18 protein-coding genes are annotated in these 19,982 nt (G+C 54.2%); 11 read left to right on the top strand and 7 right to left on the bottom strand.

All coding sequences use genetic code 11. From position 1 onward, the window contains the following. Position 1 precedes the first annotated feature (1 nt). The 3 genes from AC2FGC_RS19305 to AC2FGC_RS19295 form a co-directional block, all read right to left on the bottom strand. Positions 2–949, bottom strand: a complete 948-nt coding sequence (locus AC2FGC_RS19305; RefSeq protein WP_496725582.1) for an aldose epimerase family protein — start codon at positions 947–949, stop codon at positions 2–4. Continuing rightward, the gene (xylB, locus tag AC2FGC_RS19300; RefSeq protein WP_496725583.1) at positions 946–2,403 is read right to left on the bottom strand and encodes a xylulokinase; all 1,458 of its coding nucleotides are present in this window, start codon (positions 2,401–2,403) and stop codon (positions 946–948) included. Before xylB ends, AC2FGC_RS19305 begins: the two co-directional genes overlap by 4 nt. A gap of 231 nt (positions 2,404–2,634) precedes the next feature. After that, positions 2,635–3,414 (bottom strand): MOSC domain-containing protein, encoded by a 780-nt coding sequence (locus tag AC2FGC_RS19295; protein WP_496725584.1) that lies wholly within the window; start codon positions 3,412–3,414, stop codon positions 2,635–2,637. A 397-nt stretch (positions 3,415–3,811) separates the two neighbouring features. Here AC2FGC_RS19295 and AC2FGC_RS19290 point away from each other — a divergent pair, with 397 nt between their 5' ends. The 11 genes from AC2FGC_RS19290 (at position 3,812) to AC2FGC_RS19240 (ending at position 14,892) form a co-directional block, all read left to right on the top strand. Beyond that, entirely contained in the window at positions 3,812–5,131 is a 1,320-nt protein-coding gene (locus AC2FGC_RS19290) for an ABC transporter substrate-binding protein (RefSeq protein WP_058276126.1), read from the top strand. 79 nt (positions 5,132–5,210) lie between these two features. Continuing rightward, a complete protein-coding gene (locus tag AC2FGC_RS19285) occupies positions 5,211–6,158 on the top strand; it encodes a carbohydrate ABC transporter permease (protein WP_496725585.1) in 948 nt (315 codons plus the stop codon). Further along, positions 6,155–7,093, top strand: coding sequence for a carbohydrate ABC transporter permease (locus tag AC2FGC_RS19280; protein ID WP_010442361.1), 939 nt, complete (start codon positions 6,155–6,157; stop codon positions 7,091–7,093). Before AC2FGC_RS19285 ends, AC2FGC_RS19280 begins: the two co-directional genes overlap by 4 nt. Further along, the gene (locus AC2FGC_RS19275; protein WP_058274732.1) at positions 7,090–7,278 is read left to right on the top strand and encodes a hypothetical protein; all 189 of its coding nucleotides are present in this window, start codon (positions 7,090–7,092) and stop codon (positions 7,276–7,278) included. The genes AC2FGC_RS19280 and AC2FGC_RS19275 overlap by 4 nt, the downstream gene beginning before the upstream one ends. Positions 7,279–7,280: 2 nt before the next feature. Further along, positions 7,281–8,378 (top strand): ABC transporter ATP-binding protein, encoded by a 1,098-nt coding sequence (locus tag AC2FGC_RS19270; RefSeq protein ID WP_496725586.1) that lies wholly within the window; start codon positions 7,281–7,283, stop codon positions 8,376–8,378. Beyond that, complete coding sequence (locus tag AC2FGC_RS19265; RefSeq protein ID WP_496725587.1) at positions 8,371–9,363, top strand: ABC transporter ATP-binding protein; 993 nt, start codon at positions 8,371–8,373, stop codon at positions 9,361–9,363. Before AC2FGC_RS19270 ends, AC2FGC_RS19265 begins: the two co-directional genes overlap by 8 nt. Before the next feature lie 11 nt (positions 9,364–9,374). Continuing rightward, entirely contained in the window at positions 9,375–10,997 is a 1,623-nt protein-coding gene (locus AC2FGC_RS19260; protein ID WP_496725588.1) for a dihydroxyacetone kinase subunit DhaK, read from the top strand. A gap of 7 nt (positions 10,998–11,004) precedes the next feature. Beyond that, positions 11,005–12,063 (top strand): LacI family DNA-binding transcriptional regulator, encoded by a 1,059-nt coding sequence (locus tag AC2FGC_RS19255; protein ID WP_496779803.1) that lies wholly within the window; start codon positions 11,005–11,007, stop codon positions 12,061–12,063. 27 nt (positions 12,064–12,090) lie between these two features. Further along, positions 12,091–13,146, top strand: a complete 1,056-nt coding sequence (locus AC2FGC_RS19250) for a sugar phosphate isomerase/epimerase family protein (protein WP_496725590.1) — start codon at positions 12,091–12,093, stop codon at positions 13,144–13,146. Next, positions 13,146–14,300, top strand: a complete 1,155-nt coding sequence (locus AC2FGC_RS19245; RefSeq protein WP_496725591.1) for a Gfo/Idh/MocA family protein — start codon at positions 13,146–13,148, stop codon at positions 14,298–14,300. Before AC2FGC_RS19250 ends, AC2FGC_RS19245 begins: the two co-directional genes overlap by 1 nt. A gap of 130 nt (positions 14,301–14,430) precedes the next feature. Then, positions 14,431–14,892: an SDR family oxidoreductase gene (locus AC2FGC_RS19240; RefSeq protein ID WP_496783180.1), complete on the top strand. Its 462-nt coding sequence runs from the start codon at positions 14,431–14,433 to the stop codon at positions 14,890–14,892. A gap of 288 nt (positions 14,893–15,180) precedes the next feature. Here AC2FGC_RS19240 and AC2FGC_RS19235 read toward each other — a convergent pair whose 3' ends face one another. Genes AC2FGC_RS19235 through AC2FGC_RS19220 form a run of 4 tightly spaced genes read right to left on the bottom strand, consistent with a single transcriptional unit; the run spans position 15,181 to position 19,932 of the window. Continuing rightward, entirely contained in the window at positions 15,181–16,236 is a 1,056-nt protein-coding gene (locus AC2FGC_RS19235; RefSeq protein ID WP_496725593.1) for an ABC transporter ATP-binding protein, read from the bottom strand. Next, on the bottom strand, positions 16,236–17,483 hold the full coding sequence (locus tag AC2FGC_RS19230; protein ID WP_496725594.1) for an MGH1-like glycoside hydrolase domain-containing protein: 1,248 nt from the start codon (positions 17,481–17,483) through the stop codon (positions 16,236–16,238). The genes AC2FGC_RS19235 and AC2FGC_RS19230 overlap by 1 nt, the downstream gene beginning before the upstream one ends. Before the next feature lie 5 nt (positions 17,484–17,488). Next, positions 17,489–18,697, bottom strand: a complete 1,209-nt coding sequence (locus AC2FGC_RS19225; protein ID WP_496725595.1) for a carbohydrate ABC transporter permease — start codon at positions 18,695–18,697, stop codon at positions 17,489–17,491. Continuing rightward, positions 18,697–19,932 (bottom strand): carbohydrate ABC transporter permease, encoded by a 1,236-nt coding sequence (locus AC2FGC_RS19220; RefSeq protein ID WP_496725596.1) that lies wholly within the window; start codon positions 19,930–19,932, stop codon positions 18,697–18,699. The genes AC2FGC_RS19225 and AC2FGC_RS19220 overlap by 1 nt, the downstream gene beginning before the upstream one ends. Positions 19,933–19,982 lie beyond the last annotated feature (50 nt).

Below are 19,982 nucleotides of genomic sequence, written 5' to 3'. Positions count from 1 at the left end.
GTCATTCCTCAGAAACTTCTAGAATAAGTTCCTGCCGATACGGATACTCCGGAGTATAGATGATTGAAGGAAACGACGAGATATTCGGTGCGTTGGGGTAACCCGATGGCTCGATACACACACCACGCGAAGTGCGCCGCAGTTTTGTCAGCTCATAGCCCGAATACACCTGTGCTCCCGGCTGGTCAGAGTAGACTGTCAACGCAAGGCCAGAAGGTGAAGTGAGTTCCGCCACCGGAGCCTTTGGGCCGCGATCATGATCAAAGCAAAAATAATGATCGATTCCTTCGGGAGCACTGCCAATCGTTTTGGGCGTTGAAAAATCCAACACTTTGTCGGTGGTCGCAAGCACCCTGCCCGACGGGATACCCTGATCGTCGATTTTCAGATACCGATTTGAAGCGAGTCTAAGCTTGTGCCGATCTACGCCTTCCGAGGCGCCCAAAGTGTAGTAGTTATGTTGCGCAATGCTTATCGGCGTCGGCCGGTCAGGTTGTGCAGCTATTGAATATGCCAAGCGTGGACCCAGCAGGCATATCCTGACCTCGAACCTGATCTCACCCGGAAAGCCGCCCTCACCGTCGCGAGAAACATAGCTCAGAAAGACTTCGTTCTGTGCAATCTGTTCGAGTTCCCAAAACTGTTTAGACAGCCCATCGTCCCCGCCATGCAGTGTGTTTTTGCCCTCGTTGGCGTTCAGCTCAAAACTGGCGCCATCCAAGTCAAACGTCGCGCCGCTGATCCGGTTGGCAACACGCCCTACAATTGCGCCCAGGTAACGCGTATCGGTGAGATACTCATTTGGGCCCTCGAACCCAAGGATGAGCGGGACGTCCTTGTACCACCAACCCTGCGTGATTGCCCCATAGTTCAGGACCGAAACACGCATACTTCCATCGGTAAGAATAGCAGTTTCAATCTGATGGGGCTTACCCGTTTCTGGTTTCATCTTACCGCCAGCGGCGCAAGCGCCTCATAGAATTGCTTATATCTCCGGTATTCGTTTTCGTAGGTATCAATTAGATCGCCTCGTGGTTCAATGCGTTCCTGAATTTCCGGCGGTGTCATGACTTGCGCCGGCTCAGCGCCGTTGGCAGCACATATCGCGAGGCGCGCAGCGCCCAAAGCGGCACCGAACTCGCTGCCTTTTGGCAAATCCAGTGGAACTTGCAAAATAGTAGCCAAGGTTTCCAGCCAGAACCGAGATCGTGCTCCTCCCCCTACTGCCATAAGGCTATTTGGCTGGGTTCCGGTGCTCTTCAGTGCTTCTAGGCAATCTCTCATTCCAAAAGAAACACCCTCCATTACAGACTGGGTCAACTCAGTGGGCTCTGACGAGATGTCCACGCCCAAAAACGCGCCTCGAATATGGCTATTGTTATGCGGCGTCCGTTCTCCTGACAGATATGGCAGGAAGGTGATCGCTGCAGGTCCGTTCAGTTTTTCAGGCATAGCTGAAGCGAGTCTTTCCACGGGTTCGCCCAGATTGCGAGCAAGCCAGTTCATGCTGTTCGTTGCTGAAAGCATAACACCCATTTGTATCCATCGATCAGGAACCGCATGACAAAAACAGTGCACTGCTGTTTCCGGATCAGGAGCATAGGCTTCCCGCGCAACAAGCAATACGCCAGACGTTCCGAGTGAGACAAAACCGGTGCCGTCGTTGATGCTCCCGATCCCGCAGGCAGCGGCAGCATTGTCGCCAGCACCTCCAGCCACGACAACCGGATTCGAAAGCCCCCACTCCTGCCTCAATCGGGTCTTCAACTCTCCACCCGGATCACTGCCTTCGACCAAGCGCGGCATCTGCTCGACACGCATGTGACCTATGGCTAGCGCCTTTTCTGACCACTGCCGATTGTCAACGTCCAGCCAGGATGTTCCTGCGCTGTCAGACATGTCTGAAACATATTCGCCAGTCAGCCAAAACCGCAAATAATCTTTCGGCAGCAATACCTTGCCCACCTTTGAGAACACATCCGGCTCATTCGCACGCAACCATTCGAGTTTCGGCGCCGTAAACCCCGGGAATACGATGTTTCCCGATATTGCGCGCATCTCTGGTGTTTGATCTAGTGTCCCCGCTTCGTCGGCTGACCGAGTATCGTTCCAAAGAATACAGGGCCTCAATACTTCGCCATCATGATCCAGTAGTGTAGCGCCGTGCATGTGTCCGCTTAGGCCAACACCTCGCAGTTTTGAGAATGCTTGCTGGTTGCCAATGCGAAGCTTCCCAACAACCTCTTCGCAAGCGTTGGTCCAATCCAAAGGATCCTGCTCAGACCAGCCAGGCTTAGGCGTCGAAGTGGAAATGCTGACTTCGGCATCACCGACAACGTGTCCTGTGTCATCTACCAGAATCCCGCGGAGACCTGACGTTCCCAAATCTAAGCCCAGATACATTGAGCACCACCCGCCTATATATTTTAATGATTAAAATTATTTGAAACAGGGATCTTGTCAAGGCTCCGTCAAAGGAGTGCCCTCCAATCGTATCTGGATCAGAAAGCACGAACGCGACAACCTTCGATACCCAGGATAGCCAAAAGAAAGACAGAGCAAGAGTTGAGTTTAATCGTTTGACCGAATATGGCTCAAACCTCTTAGAAAAACCACTTTGGCAGGAGGCAAGGTTTAAGCGAGTATTTCCCCAGTTTGACCGACCGTTAGCGTTCCACCATTAACCACTTCGACATAAACGCCCATATCCATATGGCCCATCAGTTTCCGAATAAGGTAGGGTATATTCAAGTCGCGCTCGGCCGTTTTCGGGTTCACTTCAGTTGCTGCACACCTTTTCGTACGTGAGAGTATCTTCAACTCGACATAGCCAAATCTTAAAACTGATCCAACTGCATCCAGCTCAGCAAACGAAGGTAAACCGTCTATCTCAATATTCGCTCGGAAGCGCGCCGGGTGGATTTCTGCGTTCAGTTGTTCGCCCAACTTTTTCACGGAGGACAGATTCAAAACAGATATCGCGTTCATCATTTGCGGTGATACGACAGATACATCTGTAAACCTATGAGGAGCAGCGGAGACAAACTTTGGCAGCTCTGGATCTTTTAAATCGATCTCTGAGGAAAGGTACTCTGCCGCATTCTTCCTATCTTCAGACTCTCGCATGTCAAAGCGTCGTTTCTTTCCATTCGCATTGATCTCAAGTGCCTGGGACTCAATTTCAAAACCGGTCTGAATGCCTGCCAGTGCAGCCTCGTTCAACAAAACGACAAAACGATCTTTCGGCAGTGGCATTGGGTTCTGCATGTCGAAACCGGAGTTGTAGCGAGCAAATCCGAACAGGCGATCGCCCGGAATGCCCCCTCCTGCTCGCAGCGCCACAGTTCGCATAGGCTCGGAACTCAAGCCTTTTATTGGGTAGCGGTTCAATCGGACGATGGAGAGATTGTTCATACGTCTGCACCTGACCACAAAGAGTTATGCACGGTCCCGAGTTGTCCACGCTATTTGACGCTATCTCGAGTGCTCAAAGGTATCGACCAAATTATCTTTGAGCGCTTCAGAAGCGGGTTCGCTGAACCTGTTGGCCGCATGACGGCTGCGCCCATTTAAGTCGAATTTAAGTCGATATGACCATACAATACCTCGCTGCCGAAAATGCATGCGCATCAAGTCCAAAGAATAATTTCTTTAGGAATCAATGACTAGGAGACAAAGTTGGCGATCTCTTTCGGGTTTATGAGGTACGAACCTCAAAAATATCTAGACTTGAGGTGCGTACCTCAAATAGCCTTGGAGGTATGCCGCGATTCGCACATCCTCGATTGACGGCGAAAAAAGGGAGGAATGGATGACTTACACAAAACTGGCTTCGGTCAGCGCAATAGTCCTTGCCGCTACTACTCTTTCTACCAAGGCAAATGCTGAAGATCTGACACTATGTTGGGCGGCATGGGACCCGGCCAACGCGCTTGTCGAACTATCAAAGGAATTCGAAGCAGAATCCGGCCACACAATGAATTTCGAATTTGTTCCTTGGCCAAATTTTGCGGACAGGATGCTGAACGAACTGAACTCCGGCGGTAAGCTATGCGACCTGCTGATTGGTGATAGCCAATGGATCGGCGGTGGCGCTGAGAATGGCCACTATGTCCAGCTGAACGACTTCTTCGATGCTGAAAGCATCAGCATGGACGATTTCGCACCTGCAACAGTTTACGCTTATTCGACCTGGCCCAAGGGTACACCAAATTACTACGCGCTTCCTGCGATGGGCGATGCGAATGGTTGGTTCTATCGCAAGGATTGGTTCGAAAACCCTGAAATCCAAGCCGCGTACAAAGAAGCGACTGGTCAGGACCTACGCGAGCCTCAGTCTCAGAAAGAGTTGTTGCAGATCGCACAGTTCTTCCAAGGTCGTGAAATCGACGGCAAGACTGTGTATGGGGCTGCAATCTTTACCGAGCGCGGCTCGGAAGGGATCACCATGGGTGTCACCGGGGCCCTGTATCCGTGGGGTTTCAAATACGAAAACACTCCTGGCTCATATGATATGGAAGGTGCCGTAAACTCACCGGAAGCGGTTGAGGCTCTGGAATTCTACAAAGAGTTCTACAAAACGGCGACGCCTCCGGGATACACGAACTCTTACATGGGTGAGAGCTTGGATGCATTTAAATCCGGTCAGGTCGCCATGGCTATGAACTGGTTCGCGTTCTTCCCGGGTCTCTATGCCGATCCCAATACCGGTGGTGACAAGATCGACTTCTTCGTGAACCCACCACAAAATCAGGCAGGCTCGACACTGGGCGGACAAGGTATTTCTGTTGTCAGCTACTCTGATAAACAGGACGCCGCGCTTGAGTACATAAAGTGGTTCGCGCAGCCGGAAGTTCAGGCCAAATGGTGGGAACTTGGCGGTTACTCGGCACATAACTCGGTGCTTGAAGATCCTGGTTTCGTGGACAGCCAACCGTTTGCCGGTGATTTCCTAGAAGCAATGGGTGGAGTTCAGGATTTCTGGCAGGAGCCTGCCTATGCGGAACTCCTGCTGGCAATGCAGAAACGCATCCACGACTACGTGGTTGCCGACCAAGGCACAGCTCAAGAAGCGCTTGATCTTTTGATCGAAGATTGGACGGAAGTCTTCGAAGACGAAGGCAAGCTGTAACCCGGACGCAGGCAGGAGCGGGCGCGAACCCGCTCCACCTTCTCCCGTGAGTCGTAAACCAACAAGAACTGGCAAAGAGATGTCTGACAGGACCGTAGATCGCGTTGCGCAGGCAACGCCCAAGCGAGTTGCGCGAAAAATCAGGGGCTTATCCGACCGCGCGATCGCCTGGATATTCATCTCCCCAACGATATTTCTACTGCTGGCGATCAATATCTTCCCGTTGATCTGGACCATTCAGCTGAGCTTTACCAACTACAAGGCCAACCGGATTGGGCGTGAAGTCAAAGATGTTGGGCTCAGGAATTACGAGCGTATCCTGACCGACTCAGACACCTGGCTGAACATGCAAGCGACGGCGCATTTCCTGTTTTGGACAATCTTTTTTCAGGTGTTAATCGGGTTCACGCTAGCTTGGTTGATCAACAAGAAATTCAAGGGCAACGATCTTTGGACTACGATTATCGTATTGCCGATGATGTTGTCACCTGCAGTCGTCGGAAACTTCTGGAAGTTCCTGTATCAGCCTCAAATCGGCCTGTTCAACTACATCGTGTCGTGGTTCACCGGCAAAGAACCCTCGAGCTTTGAGATGCTTGGCTCAGTGACCCTAGCCCCGTGGGCGATCGTTATCGTTGACACCTGGATGTGGACGCCCTTCGTGATGCTGATCTGTCTGGCCGGGCTGCGCAGCATTCCCGACTATATTTACGAAGCTGCCGAGATCGACCGGGCCAGCAAGCTGCGGCAGTTCTTCACGATTACTATCCCGATGGTGCTGCCATTTCTGATGCTCGCGGTGCTGTTTCGTGGGATCGAAAACTTTAAGATGTTCGACTTAGTGGTTCAGCTCACTGGTGGAGGACCGGGTTCTGTAACGGAACTCACCTCAATCAATCTCAAGCGGGAGGCGTTTGAGAAGTGGCGTACGGGCTATGCCTCGGCCTATGCGATCATCCTTTTCGTCACCGTGTTCGGCCTTGCGTCGATCTACGTAAAAGCCCTGAACAAGGTGAAACAGAGATGAGCAGCTTTTCCGTCACCGAACCCTCGAACCGGTCCAAGTGGATCGCGGGCTTCTTGGTCATCACTTATGCGCTGATCACGATGATCCCACTTGTTTGGATTTTGCTGACTGGCTTCAAGTCCCCGGCCGATGCGATCAGCTACCCGCCCAAAGTGGTCTTTGACCCAACGCTTGAAGGCTATGTCAACCTTTTCACCACACGCACGCGACAAACGCAGGAGTTTCTGGAAGCCAACCCACCGCAGAATTGGGCCGATGAGATCGTACGCCAATACGACATGGTGATCGTTGGACCATCCAAGTTCGGTGAGCGCTTTATGAACTCAGTCATCATCGGGTTTGGATCAACGTTCCTGAGTATTTTTCTTGGCACTTTGGCGGCCTATGCCTTCAGTAGGTTCAAGGTCCCGCTTAAAGACGACCTTCTGTTCTTCATCCTCAGTACAAGAATGATGCCCCCGGTTGCTGTCGCCATCCCAATCTTCCTGATGTTCAGAAATCTTGGGCTCAGCGATACGCACTTGGGAATGATCCTGCTGTACACGGGCGTGAACATCTCTCTGGCAGTGTGGTTGCTGAAAGGATTCATAGATGAAATCCCCAGAGAGTACGAAGAAGCTGCTCTGATCGACGGCTACACACGGTTTCAGGCTTTCTACAAAGTGGTGCTGCCGCAAGCCGCCACCGGGATTGCCTCAACGGCGATTTTCTGCCTCATCTTTGCATGGAATGAATATGCATTTGCCGTACTGCTTACCTCAGCAAATGCGCAGACCGCGCCGCCCTTCATCCCAACCATTATCGGTATCGGCGGTCTGGACTGGCCTGCTGTGGCGGCTGGAGCAACGATCTTCCTGATCCCGGTTATGATTTTCACCATCCTGATGCGCAAACACCTGCTGCGTGGGATCACATTCGGAGCCGTACGCAAATGAGCGAGTTTCTTACCGGATTGATGCGGCTTCGCCGCGGCCCATGGGAAATGGTCGCAACCATCCTTATCGCACTGGGTGTCTTCATGCTGATGCAGCCCTTTGTCCTTTGGGCTTTCACCTACTCTTTCATCGTAACGCTGATCGGAACCGTTATGTTCATCATCGTCAGCCACTTCCCGGAGTAGAAATGGCCCAGATCATAGTCAAAAACGTAAAAAAGATGTTCGGCGATTTCACGGCTGTACGCGAAAGCTCGTTCACGATTGAGGATGGTGAGTTCTTCATGCTGCTGGGGCCATCCGGTTGCGGAAAGACGACGACTCTGCGGATGATCGCAGGTTTGGAACTTCCAACGTCGGGTGAAATCTACCTTGACGGTGAAGAAATCAGCCAGCGGCCACCCTCAGAGCGAGACATTGCCTTCGTGTTCCAGATGTTCGCGCTGTACCCGCATATGAACGTGCGTAAGAATATCAGCTATCCGTTGATTTCGCAGGGGATGCCACGTGCCGCGGTCAAAGCCAAGATAAAAGAAGTCGCCGGAATTCTGGGGATAACAGACATTCTTGACAACCCCGTCGGAGGGCTTTCGGGAGGAGATAGACAACGGGTTGCGCTCGGGCGCGCGATTGTTCGTGACCCCAAGGCATTCATGATGGACGAACCTCTTGGTGCACTTGATGCAGAGTTTCGTGAACACATGGCCGAAGAACTGCGCGCGCTTCATGACCGTATGGGTGCGACCACTGTTTACGTTACACATGACCAGTTGGAAGCCATGCAAATGGGCGACAAAATCGTAGTGATGAACAATGCTGTGATCGAGCAATTCGGCACGCCTCAGGAGATTTACGACAAACCCGCTACGATGTTTGTAGCTAACTTTATCGGGTCTCCTTCGATGAACTTCTTGCCATTTCAGGGAAAGGTCGAACCTGGCACTGAAATGGTTGGCCTGAACGGGCATGACGAACCTGTTCCCAAACTGATGGAAGGGGCTGAAGGTGACTTGGTTTTTGGTGTCCGCCCCGAGCATGTTTTTCTATCGGATGCAAGCGCCTACCGGGCCAAGGTCCTGGCCGCAGAATATTTGGGAACCACCCAGATAGTGACATTGCAAAGCCCGAACGGTGAGCTGAAAGCCCGAATTGATGCACGCGAAGTCGTTAGCCCTGGCGAGACCGTGGGATTGGAGTTCCGCTCACCCGCAGTAACCCTTTTTGAAAAATCTACCGGACGCGCGTTGAGGTCCGCTCTGAACGACGAGGTGCTGAGCAATGGCTGAAATCGTTTTGGAGAGTATCTCAAAATCATTCGGCAATCTTAAAGCGGTGGATGATATCTCAATGACGATCCCCAACGGTGCCTTTGTGGTGCTGTTGGGCCCGACCGGCGCGGGAAAAACAACAACACTGAGATTGATATCCGGACTTGAGAAACTGGATTCAGGAACAGTGCGCATTGGCGGGCGTGACGTTGGAATAGATACACCCGCCCAGCGCGATGTGGCGATGGTCTTCCAGCAATACTCGCTGTACCCGCATATGACAGTGCGTGAAAACCTGTCTTTCCCTTTGCGTTCTCCGATCCTGAAGACGCCAGAGGATGAGATCGCGAGGAAGGTCAACGAAGTCGCCGAAATCCTCCAGATCCCACACAAGCTGGACAACAAAGCCACCGAACTGTCCGGCGGCGAAATGCAGCGGGTGTCAATCGGGCGGGCGCTAGTGCGTGACCCCCAGATATTTCTGATGGATGAACCCCTCAGTTCTTTGGACGCCAAGCTGCGGGCGGATTTGCGGGTCGAATTGAAAAGAATTCAGGCAGATCTGGGATCGACCTTGCTCTACGTGACCCATGATCAGGTCGAAGCGATGACAATGGCGACCCATATCGGCGTTTTGGAAAACGGCAAGTTGGTTCAATACGGGACACCCCGGGACATTTATGAAGACCCCGGCAGTGTATATGTCGCCAGCCGGTTGGGTCTGCCACGGATCAACATCCTGCCGTCCGAGTTGTTCAGAGGCGACCACAAAGGCCCGCAGATTGGTCTTCGCCCAGAAAACATCATCGAAGGCGAAGGCAGCGAAGCGCGTGTGATACGTGCCGAACACCTGGGGGATCAAACACGACTGCACCTGGACTTAAACGGTCACACGGTTGTGACCTTGATTGATGTCCATCAGGACTATCCATCTGGAAAACTTATAAAAATCCGCCCACACAACCCATTGTATTTTGACGCGTCCGGCGCGCGAGTGAATTAAGGAGCAAAAGCATGGCCAAGTTCCTCAACACAAAAGAAACACTGGTGACAGAGGCCATAGACGGTCTTCTCGCGTCATCAGGAGGACGGCTTACCCGATTGGATGGATACCCGCACATCAAGGTTGTCTACAGGTCGGATTGGGAAAAGTCGAAAGTCGCCTTGGTTTCCGGCGGCGGGTCTGGTCACGAACCTGCCCACGCAGGGTTTGTCGGCGCCGGTATGCTCACGGCAGCAATCTGCGGAGAAGTGTTCGCCTCGCCATCGGTCGAGGCGGTTTTGGCTGGCATTCTTGCGGTTACGGGCGAGGCTGGGTGCCTGCTTATTGTCAAAAATTACACCGGTGATCGATTGAACTTTGGACTGGCGGCCGAACGCGCCCGTGCGTTGGGCCGCAAAGTAGAGATGGTCGTAGTTGATGATGACATCGCCCTGCCCGACCTTCCGCAACCACGTGGCGTGGCAGGTACATTGTTCGTGCACAAAATAGCCGGAGCGCTTGCCGAAAGTGGTGCTGATCTCGACACCGTCACCGCCGCAGCAAGACGCATCATAGCCAAGGTCGTGAGCATCGGTATGAGCCTGGACACCTGTACCGTTCCTGGGTCTCCGAAAGAGGACAGGATTGCGCCCGGCAAAGCAGAGCTTGGCTTGGGCATCCACGGTGAACCCGGTGTACAGCAAGTCGAATTCTCGAATGCCGTATCGGCCATGTCCACAGTGGTGGAGAAGCTAAAGCAAAGGATGGGATCCGGGGATCGTGTGGCGCTGGTCAACAACCTTGGGTCCACAACACCGCTAGAAATGGCTGTCCTCACGCATGCCCTGTCTGAAACAGGTATCGCCCACCATATCATCGGCCCGGCACCAATGATGACATCGCTGGATATGCACGGGTTTTCTGTTTCCATTCTGCCTGTAGATCAGGACGATTTATCGGCACTCGAGGCTCCTGTTGATCTGGCGGCTTGGCCCGGCGTCAATTCCATCGACCCGATAAAAGTAGCGCCCTTGCCTGATGGCCTGACCCCGATCGATCCAATTCCTTCGAACAACCCTGCCACAAGGGAAACGATCGCTCGTTTGTCTGAACTTCTCATCAACGCAGAGAAGAACCTGAACGAGTTGGACGCGAAATCCGGAGATGGCGATACGGGAAGCACACTCGCCACTGCCGCAAGAGCATTGCAAGGTAGCCTTGACCGCATGCCGCTTGCTGATCTGACGCAACTGTTTCCGGCACTAGGCAATGAGTTGAGCCAGACAATGGGTGGTTCTTCCGGCGTTATACTCGCAATTTTCTTCAACGCAGCTGGCGATGCCTGTGCGAGCGGGGCTTCGATACCGAAGTCTTTGGTCGTAGGCCTGAATCGCGTCAGCCAGGTTGGGGGTGCCAAGGTCGGTGACAGGACAATGATTGACGCACTGGCACCAGCACTTGCCGCACTACCATCTAGTCTGACGCATGCAGCCGAGGCTGCCCGCGAAGGCGCGAACAACACCGCAAATATTCGCCGTGCGAAGGCGGGCCGCGCGGCCTATGTTCCCGAAGAAAACCTAGTTGGACATAACGATCCCGGCGCTGAAGCTGTTGCATTGTTGTTTGAAGGCTTAGCACGGGAGATTGAGGGCTGAGGAACACGTGGAAGATCAAAAACAAAAACTAAAATTGGTGAAAAAGCCAACCGTCAATGACATCGCTCGCGTGGCGGGTGTCAGCCTGGCGACCGTTGATCGGGTCTTGAACAGGCGCCCCGGCGTGCGAGCAGTGACTGTACAGAAAGTACAGAAGGCGATTGATGAGCTGGGGTATGTGCGCGACACCGCCGCAGCCAACCTGGCGCGAAACCGCGTCTATAATTTCCTCTTTGTTTTACCAGACACGGACAACGAGTTTGTGGAGGCAATAAGCAGTCAGATCGCTGAACAAACACGTGACCAATTTATCCAACGGACGCGCATTGCAGTAAAGAACGTCGCTCCGTTCGAGCCGCAAGATATCGTCAATATTTTGGATGCTGTCGACAGTTTGGACGTTGACGGAGTCGCCGTTTTCGGGCCCGAGACCCCTTCTGTCCGCGACGCTGTAAAAAGGCTCAGGGAAAAAGGCGTTCCGGTTGTTGCCTTGGTGTCTGACTTGCCAAGTTCTGAGCGAGACCACTTTGTCGGAATTGATAACGTTTCGGCAGGACGAACCGCAGCTCAGCTGATGGGAAGATTTGTCCATCGCGAAGGCAAGGTCTTGGTTCTTACAGGATCCCGTTTGGCGCGTGACCACCTGGAGCGTCGTCAAGGCTTTGACCTTGTTGTGGCTGAGGAATTTCCGCACCTCAAAGTCGTAGCGTCTGTCGAGGGCCGGGATGACCCGGATCTGATTTACAGGATGATGCCCGAAATCTTTGAAACCTATCCGGATCTGGTCGGAATATACTCGTCAGCAGCGGGCAATGCGGGCCTCATTCAATTTCTTTCAGAGAACAAACTCAGCAAAGATCTGGTGATCATAGCTCATGAGCTTACTCCGCTCAGTCGTGAGGCGCTTAGGCTTGGCACATTTGACGCCTTAATCTCGCAAGACACCGGGCACATTGTTCGCTCTGCCGTCCGTCTATTGCGCGCAACTTCGGACAAAGTTCCGTTCAACAAAGCACAGGAACGTATCCGTATCGACATCTATCTGAAGGAAAATTTACCGCCATAGAGGCTTAGGTTTTGGGGAGGAAATTTTATGAAGAAAATCAAAGGTCCAGCTTTGTTTCTTGCGCAATTCGCGGGGGACGAAGCGCCGTTCAATTCGTGGGACGCGATCACTAAATGGGCGGCGGACTGTGGATACAAGGGCGTTCAGGTTCCTAGTTGGGACGGCCGGTTGTTCGATCTGGAACAAGCCTCGTCCAGCGCCAGTTATTGCGATGATTTTAAAGGCATAGCCAAGGAAAATGGCATCGAAGTCACTGAACTTTCAACCCACCTTCAGGGCCAACTTGTGGCCGTTCACCCGGCCTATGACAGCGCGTTTGATGGTTTTGCAGCCGAAAGCGTCAGGGGAAACCCGAAAGCCCGGCAAGAATGGGCGGTAGACCAAGTCAAAAAAGCGCTATCTGCTTCGAAAAACTTGGGTATTTCAGCGCATGCGACATTCTCAGGCGCATTGGCATGGCCTTATGTCTATCCTTGGCCGCAGCGCCCTGCAGGCTTGATCGAAACGGCATTTGAGGAGCTTGCTCGTCGTTGGGTGCCAATACTGGATCACGCCGAGGAATGCGGCGTTGACGTCTGTTATGAAATTCACCCAGGTGAGGACCTCCACGACGGCGTGACGTACGAGATGTTTCTCGAACGGACAGGAAATCACCCACGCGCTTGCATGTTGTACGACCCGTCGCACTACGTGCTGCAATGCCTCGACTATCTGGACAATATCGACATCTACAAAGATCGGATCCGGATGTTCCATGTCAAAGATGCCGAGTTTAACCCGACCGGCCGCCAGGGTGTTTATTCCGGGTATCAAAGCTGGGTCGATCGTGCCGGGCGCTTCCGGTCGCTTGGTGATGGCCAGGTAGATTTCGGGGCGGTCTTCTCAAAAATGGCCGCGAATGACTTTGATGGCTGGGCTGTGGTCGAATGGGAATGCTGTCTCAAACACCCCGACGATGGAGCGCGTGAAGGCGCTCAGTTTGTGTCAGATCACATTATCCGTGTGACCGAGAAAGCCTTTGATGATTTCGCTGATGGTGGCGCAGACGAAGCAGCCAATCGTAAAATGCTGGGGATTGAGTGATGGTCACAGGACGCAATGAAGAAACTTCGGGCCGCATTCGACTTGGCATGGTTGGCGGCGGGAACGACGCCTTCATAGGCGGCGTTCATCGAATAGCGGCGCGATTGGACGACAAGTTTGATTTGGTTGCCGGTGCTTTGTCTTCGACGCCAGAGAAATCTCTTGAAAGTGGTCATGCATTAGGGCTCGAACGGGTCTATGAAGACTTCAAACAAATGGCGATCAGGGAAGCCCGGTTGAAATCTGGGATCGAGGCGGTCTCAATCGTCACGCCAAATCACGTTCACTATGCAGCCGCACGTGAGTTCCTGAAACGCGGTATTCATGTAATTTGTGACAAGCCACTCACCTCGACCCTTGCCGACGCAAAGAAACTGGTCAAAGCAGCAGAAAGCGCGAATGCTTTATTCATTTTGACCCACAATTACACGGGCTATCCGCTGGTTCGGCAGGCACGTGAAATGGTCGCTAACGGAGATATTGGCAAGATCCGCGTTGTTCAGGTTGAGTACCCGCAGGACTGGCTGACCGAGCAGCAGGATTTCAAACAGGCTGAGTGGCGAACCGATCCAGAACGCTCGGGCGCGGGTGGTTCAACCGGTGACATCGGAACCCATGCTTACAACCTCGCTTGCTTTGTAACCGGGCTGAAAGCGGAAAGCCTCGCGGCGGACTTGCAGGCCTTTGTGCCGGGGCGCAAAGTCGATGATAACGCGCACGTCTTGCTTCGCTTTGAAGGCGGAGCGCGTGGTATGCTGTGGTCTTCTCAGGTGGCTCCCGGCAATGAAAACGCACTTCGTTTGCGCGTCTACGGCGAAAAAGGTGGGTTTGAGTGGTCTCAGGAAGATCCCAATTATCTTTGGTTCACGCCATACAACGAACCCAAGCGTTTGATCACCCGAAATGGAGCTGGAGCTGGTGACGCAGCCAATCGGTTGAGTAGAGTTCCTCCGGGACATCCCGAGGGATACCTTGAGGGGTTCGCGAATATCTATGGAGAGGCAGCAGAGGCGATCCAAGCCTTCCGAAATGGGATTTCACCTGACGTGTCGGTTGTTTATCCAACAGTTCATGACGGACTCAATGGTGTTAAATTTGTGGCTGCATGCGTGCAAAGTTCTTCAAGGAATGCGGCTTGGGTCAATTTAACTTAAAATCTGGTTGTGGGCATAAGGCAGAAATCTTGGAAGGCAGCGCGGGTATCTGCCAATAATCGAAGCGCACGCAACCTATAGATGAACACTCCTGAGCAACAAACCGCGAACGTCCCTGAATAGGCGATATGTGAAGCGACCTATAGTTGAGTGGGCCCCGCATCTGCGGACCAACGAACCATCACTTCACCGCGCCAGATATGTTGCCGCGCGAGAAGTGTTGCCCATGTTGGTCAAAGGCGGCTCCATCACGTTCTTTTCGGGCGTGCTCAGCCGCCGCCCATCCGCCGGGGCCACGGGCTTGGGCGCAGTTAACGCGGCGGTCGAAGCCCTGGCGAAAGGGCTGGCGCTGGAGTTGGCTGGTCGGGCGCGGGTCAATTGCATCAGCCCCGGCATGGTCGCAACCGAAGCCTACGCCGCAATGGCGGAAGATGCACGTGAAGTCATGTATGCACAGACAGGTGACCGCCTGCCCGTAGGACGGGTCGGCCAGGCAGAGAGTATTGCACAAGCCGTGGTCATGGCTATGAAAAACGGGTTTTTAAGTGGCTCAATTCTGGATGTCGATGGCGGCCACCTTGTGCGTGATTGAGAATTGACCCATCTCCAACGTTAAGAACAGGGCTTGCCAATAATATTGTGACAGGACCAATCAGGGTCTTGGCTCAGCTTTTCGGCCTCTTCTTCTGACGCGGCCTCGCTCGGATCTTCGAAGAACCCGCAACACCGACATCCGAGTAGGTCCCTCGATTTGGGCTGACAACAGCAACCCGCTTTGAAAGGGGTGGCTTCGGCTTCAGTTCTTCAGGTTCGGCTGTGCACTCCCTGTGTTCTCGAGCGTCAAAGGCCAAGAATGTGTAATAGGTACCGGTGCGTTCAGCTATCCAAGCCCCAGAGCCTGCCCGTCTTTATCAAAAAAATGCAGATTGTCGGTTGGGAAGTGCAGACCAATCTGGGTGCCCGGTGTAAGGTCCGTATCGCCGTTCAGACGGACTGTGGCCTTGTCTTCGCCTCCACAATCCACAATCAGGAAAGTATCTGCACCCAGGTATTCGATCACCTCGATGACGCCGTCAGTTTGACCTTCGCCCGCAGCAGCCACCTGAATGTGTTCGGGGCGGATGCCAAGCTTTGTGGCGGCTGCAGATCGTGAAAACGGGCCGCTGCGGCCGTGCTCAAGTTGGAAACTATCACCGTCGGTCGTGCAGGGCAGGATATTCATCTTTGGACTTCCGATAAACTGGGCCACGAACAGGTTCGCAGGGCGTTCATAGAGTTCGCGCGGCGTACCGACCTGAGCGATCTTGCCGTATTCTAAAACCACGATGCGGTCGGCCAATGTCATCGCTTCGACCTGGTCGTGCGTCACGTAGATCATCGTGCGCTTGAGGCTTTGGTGCAGCTTGGCGATCTCATACCTCATCTCGACTCGCAGGGCGGCGTCAAGGTTGGAAAGCGGCTCGTCAAACAGGAAAGCGGTGGGATCGCGGACGATGGATCGGCCGATAGCCACCCGTTGCCGCTGACCACCAGAAAGGTCTTTTGGTCTGCGTTCCAGGAACGGTCCAAGCTTGAGAACCTCTGCTGCGCGGTTGACCTGTTCGGTGATTTCCGCCTTGGGAACACCGGCAACCTTCAAAGAGAACCCCATGTTCTCGGCGACTGTCAGATGTGGATACAGCGCGTAGGATTGGAACACCATCGTCAGGCCGCGCTTTGAGGGCGGGTGATCCGTGACATCGCTGTCATTGATCTGCAGCGACCCGCGCGAGATATCCTCGAGCCCGCCGATCATGCGCAACAAAGTGGATTTACCGCAGCCCGATGGGCCGACGAAGACGATGAACTCGCCCTCCTCGATCTTGAGGTCCACGCCTTTGATGACCTGGGCCGAGCCGAACCATTTTTCGACTGATTTTAGTTCGATGCTACCCATCAGGCCCTCCCTGCCCAGTGAAGCCAAACCGCTGCCGTCCAAGAGAACGCCTTACCGCCAGCCGGGCTCCCGGTTATTGGATCGAAGTATTCTGCGAAACCGAAGCCCGAGATCAGATCTCCGGTTTTTTTGCGCAACTGATCTGCTTGCTCGGTGTGACCCAGATCCTGCAACCCGAAGCCAATCATCATGTTCATGAAGGCCCAAGTGGGCCCGCGCCAATAGCGGCGCGAGTCGAATTTCGGCATTTCTGGATCATAGCTTGGAACCGGATAGGGCACGGTTTCCAGCGTGGTTTTCAAACGTTTCAGCATCTTGCCTGATTCAATACCGGCATACCAGCACAGGTAAGACGCATTCGATACGCTGCCTGCCATCTCGCCGGTATGTGCGTCGCGCGCGTCAAAGCTGCCCACCTCTTCGTTCCAAAGTGAGCGAGCACCAACTTCCAGCATTTCGATATCCGCGCTTAAGCCTTCAGCTGCCAGGTCAAGCTGCTCACTGATCACCAACAAGTCCCGCGCGGCCCGTAATGTGGTGAAGGTCATCGTCGGATCGGCGACACGGAACGGGTTCAGCGACAGCAGTTCCTGCTGATCCCACCCAGCATTTCGACCGATCTGTACCAGCTTGATGTATCGGTCATAGTCGAACTTTGTCGGGCGGTCCTCGCTGTTTACATGGCTGGTATCGCGGCGTTGATATTCTCCCACATCTGACGCATCCATGCGCACCATAGAGTTGTCCCAGTCAGGCGCGTTGTCGCGACCCGCTTCCCAAGGGTGTGTTGTGCAAACAGCCCCGAATTCATCCAATCGCCATTTCATGATCCAGTGGTGCCAAGCCAGCAGCTTGGGGAATAGCGCCTTCATCCGCGCGTCTCCAAACGAAGTATCCTGTTCCCAGATTTTGCGCGCCATCGTGGCCGCAATGGGTGGTTGGATAATGCCCGAGGAGGGGATTGGACCGTTGCAGCCCCAGACATCAGGACCGGGAAAATACCCCTCGTCTTGCTGGTGGAACAGGATGTGCGGCACCATGCCGTTGTCCCATTGTCCGGTAAACAGCGTCTCGATCTCGGCCCAGGCGCGGTCAAGGTCGAACTGGGCAAATCCAAGCGCAGTAATCGCGCTGTCCCAGTTCCATTGGTATGGGTACAGCCCTTCTGTTGGGATCGTGTAACCGCCGCGATCATTGGCGATCAGGATATTGCGCGCCTCGCGGTCTGGGTTTGTGTGTTGGTTCATCTCGGTCATCCTTTGACGGACCCCGCTGTGAGGCCTTTGGTCATGAAACGTTCAAGCCCCAGGAACAGCGCCATGATCGGAACGGTGGCGATCACCGCACCGGCCATCAGGTGCTGACGGGGAATTTCTGAGGAGTTCAGCATCGTGACCCCTCGGGTCAGGGTGAATTTCGACGGGTCGTCCAGAAGCATGAAGGCCAGCAGGAACTCGTTCCAGGCAATCATGAAGACATAGAGCGAGACCGACGCCAGCGCTGGCAAGCTCAGCGGCAGGGTGATCTTCCAGATCACTGCCAGACGGGACAGGCCGTCCATCAGGCCTGCCTCTTCCACCTCGATCGGCAGGCCACGGAAGTAACCTTGCAGCATGTAAAGCGCGACGGGGATTGTCGTGACCGGGTAGATCATAACGATGCCTAGGATCGAATTGCGCAGACCAGTCAGCGAGAATGCAATATAGATCGGCAGCGCCAGAACGATCATCGGCACCATGTAAATAAGCAGGATCGAGCGAGAGAACGCCTTTTGCCCCTGAAACCGGAAACGAGCCACGGCGTAGGCACCGGGTACGCTGAACAGTAGCGTGATGAACACGGTCAGCACCGAAACATAGAAAGACGTCCAAAGATAGGTGCCGAAATTGAAGTCGCGGAACAATTCAGTGTAGCTGCGGAACAGGGCGGTTCCCTGGGTTAGGTCCACCGAGAAATCCAGCGGGTTCTGCAACAATGCTTGCTGGGATTTCAGGCTGGTCATCACCATCACGTAGAAGGGGATGATCACGATCGCCGTGAAAAAGATATAGCCGAAACCGGTGCAGAACCGGATCACCGCGTCCTCGTATTCATGGCGGGTGAGCTCACCGATCGGTGTTTCCTTCAGAATCGCCGCCATCGACAGATGCATCACGACGGCAATACCGATCACAGTCACCAGCACGGCCTGCATTGATGTGTCAGAGCCGATCAGAACCGGGCCAAGTCCGGTGAGGCTGGACAGGCCCAACAGTGCTGAGATGCCCAGACGCGCGGGCGCGCGCTGTAGCGGGAACCGGACATAGACGAGACCCGCCAACGCGCCCCATATCAGGCTCAGCAAGACCTGCGGCCGGAATGCGTCGCCTGTTGAGAACGACATGGTGATGGCGGCGGTGGTTGCGATCACCACCATCCAGAGCGCGCCCAGAACCGGGCCGGTAACATACCCTTTTCGCATCACAGACCCTCCTCTCGGCTGATGAAGCGGAAGAAGACAAAGCTGAAGGCAATCAGGCACATCAGGATCACCACGGCCACCGCCGCCCCTGCACCGATGTTCGAGATCGCAAAGGCTTGTTCATAGACATTCACAGTCAGCGTGCGGGTGCCCGCATTGCCGCCGGTCAGCAAGAAGATGTCGTCGAATTTGTTGAACGTCCAAATGAAGCGCAGAAGGAACAGCACTGACAGAATGCCCAACAGTTGTGGGATGCTCAGCAGCCAGAACTTCTGGAACGGCGAGGCCCCGTCCATATCCGCCGCCTCGTACATGCTGCTGTCGATGGATTGCATTCGCGCCAGAATGAACAGGAAAGACAGCGGGAAGTAGCGCCAGATTTCGAACACTGTCACCATGATCAGCGCCAAGGGGCGTTCGCCGAAAAAGTTGATCGGTTCACTGCTCAGCCCCATTTGAACCAACAGTGCATTGGCTGAGCCTGAGAACGGATCAAACAATGTAACCCAAGTGAACGCCACTGCGATCACCGGAGCGACATACGGGAACAGGTAGAGACCGCGTATGAACCCTTGGCCGCGGAAACTTTTGTTAAGCAGCAGGGCCGCGAACAACCCCATGACCAATGCCCCGATGGTTCCGAAGACGGTGTAGAACAGCGTCACCCAAAGCACGCCCCAGAACTCTGACCCATCGAAGACACGGGCGTAGTTTTCCAGGCTGAATTCGAGGTTTGTCAGCACATTGGGGCCGCTGCCTGTGACACCAGGTTCCGACCCTTCGACCAACTCTTCGAACGCGTCAGGGTCGCCGTCAACGGTTACCGGAATACGAATTCTCTCGCGTTGGCCGCCATCCAAGATACCAAAATCGCAGAACAGGTCTTGCCCGTCCAGCACACACGGTTCCGCGATTTCATCAGTGGGTGTCATGCCCTCAGGCAGCACATCACTCAGAGTGACGCCGCCAATAGCAATCTCCTGACTGGAATTGCGAAGGCGATACTCGATCCGCAGATCATCGCCCGATCCACGCAAGCTTTCTCGGACAACCGGCGCAGGTGGGCGCAGGTCGGACAGGGTAAAAGGCTTGAAGCTGATCCAGATGATCGCCAGCAGCGGCAGGATCACAACAAGAGACACGCTTATCACGGTCGGAGCCAGCAATGCCCAGGCCAGGCGCGCTTCGCGCTTGGCAAGAGCCCCGGTTCCGGTCGGTGGGGTGGCCGAAGACATAAGAGACCTCAGAGGGTTGGGTGCAGCGGCGAAAATGCCGCTGCAGTTGC

This window comes from Ruegeria sp. CDSC054, from assembly GCF_059610645.1.
Note: the sequence above shows the minus strand (reverse complement) of the source record. Positions and strands in the feature narration are given on the sequence as shown.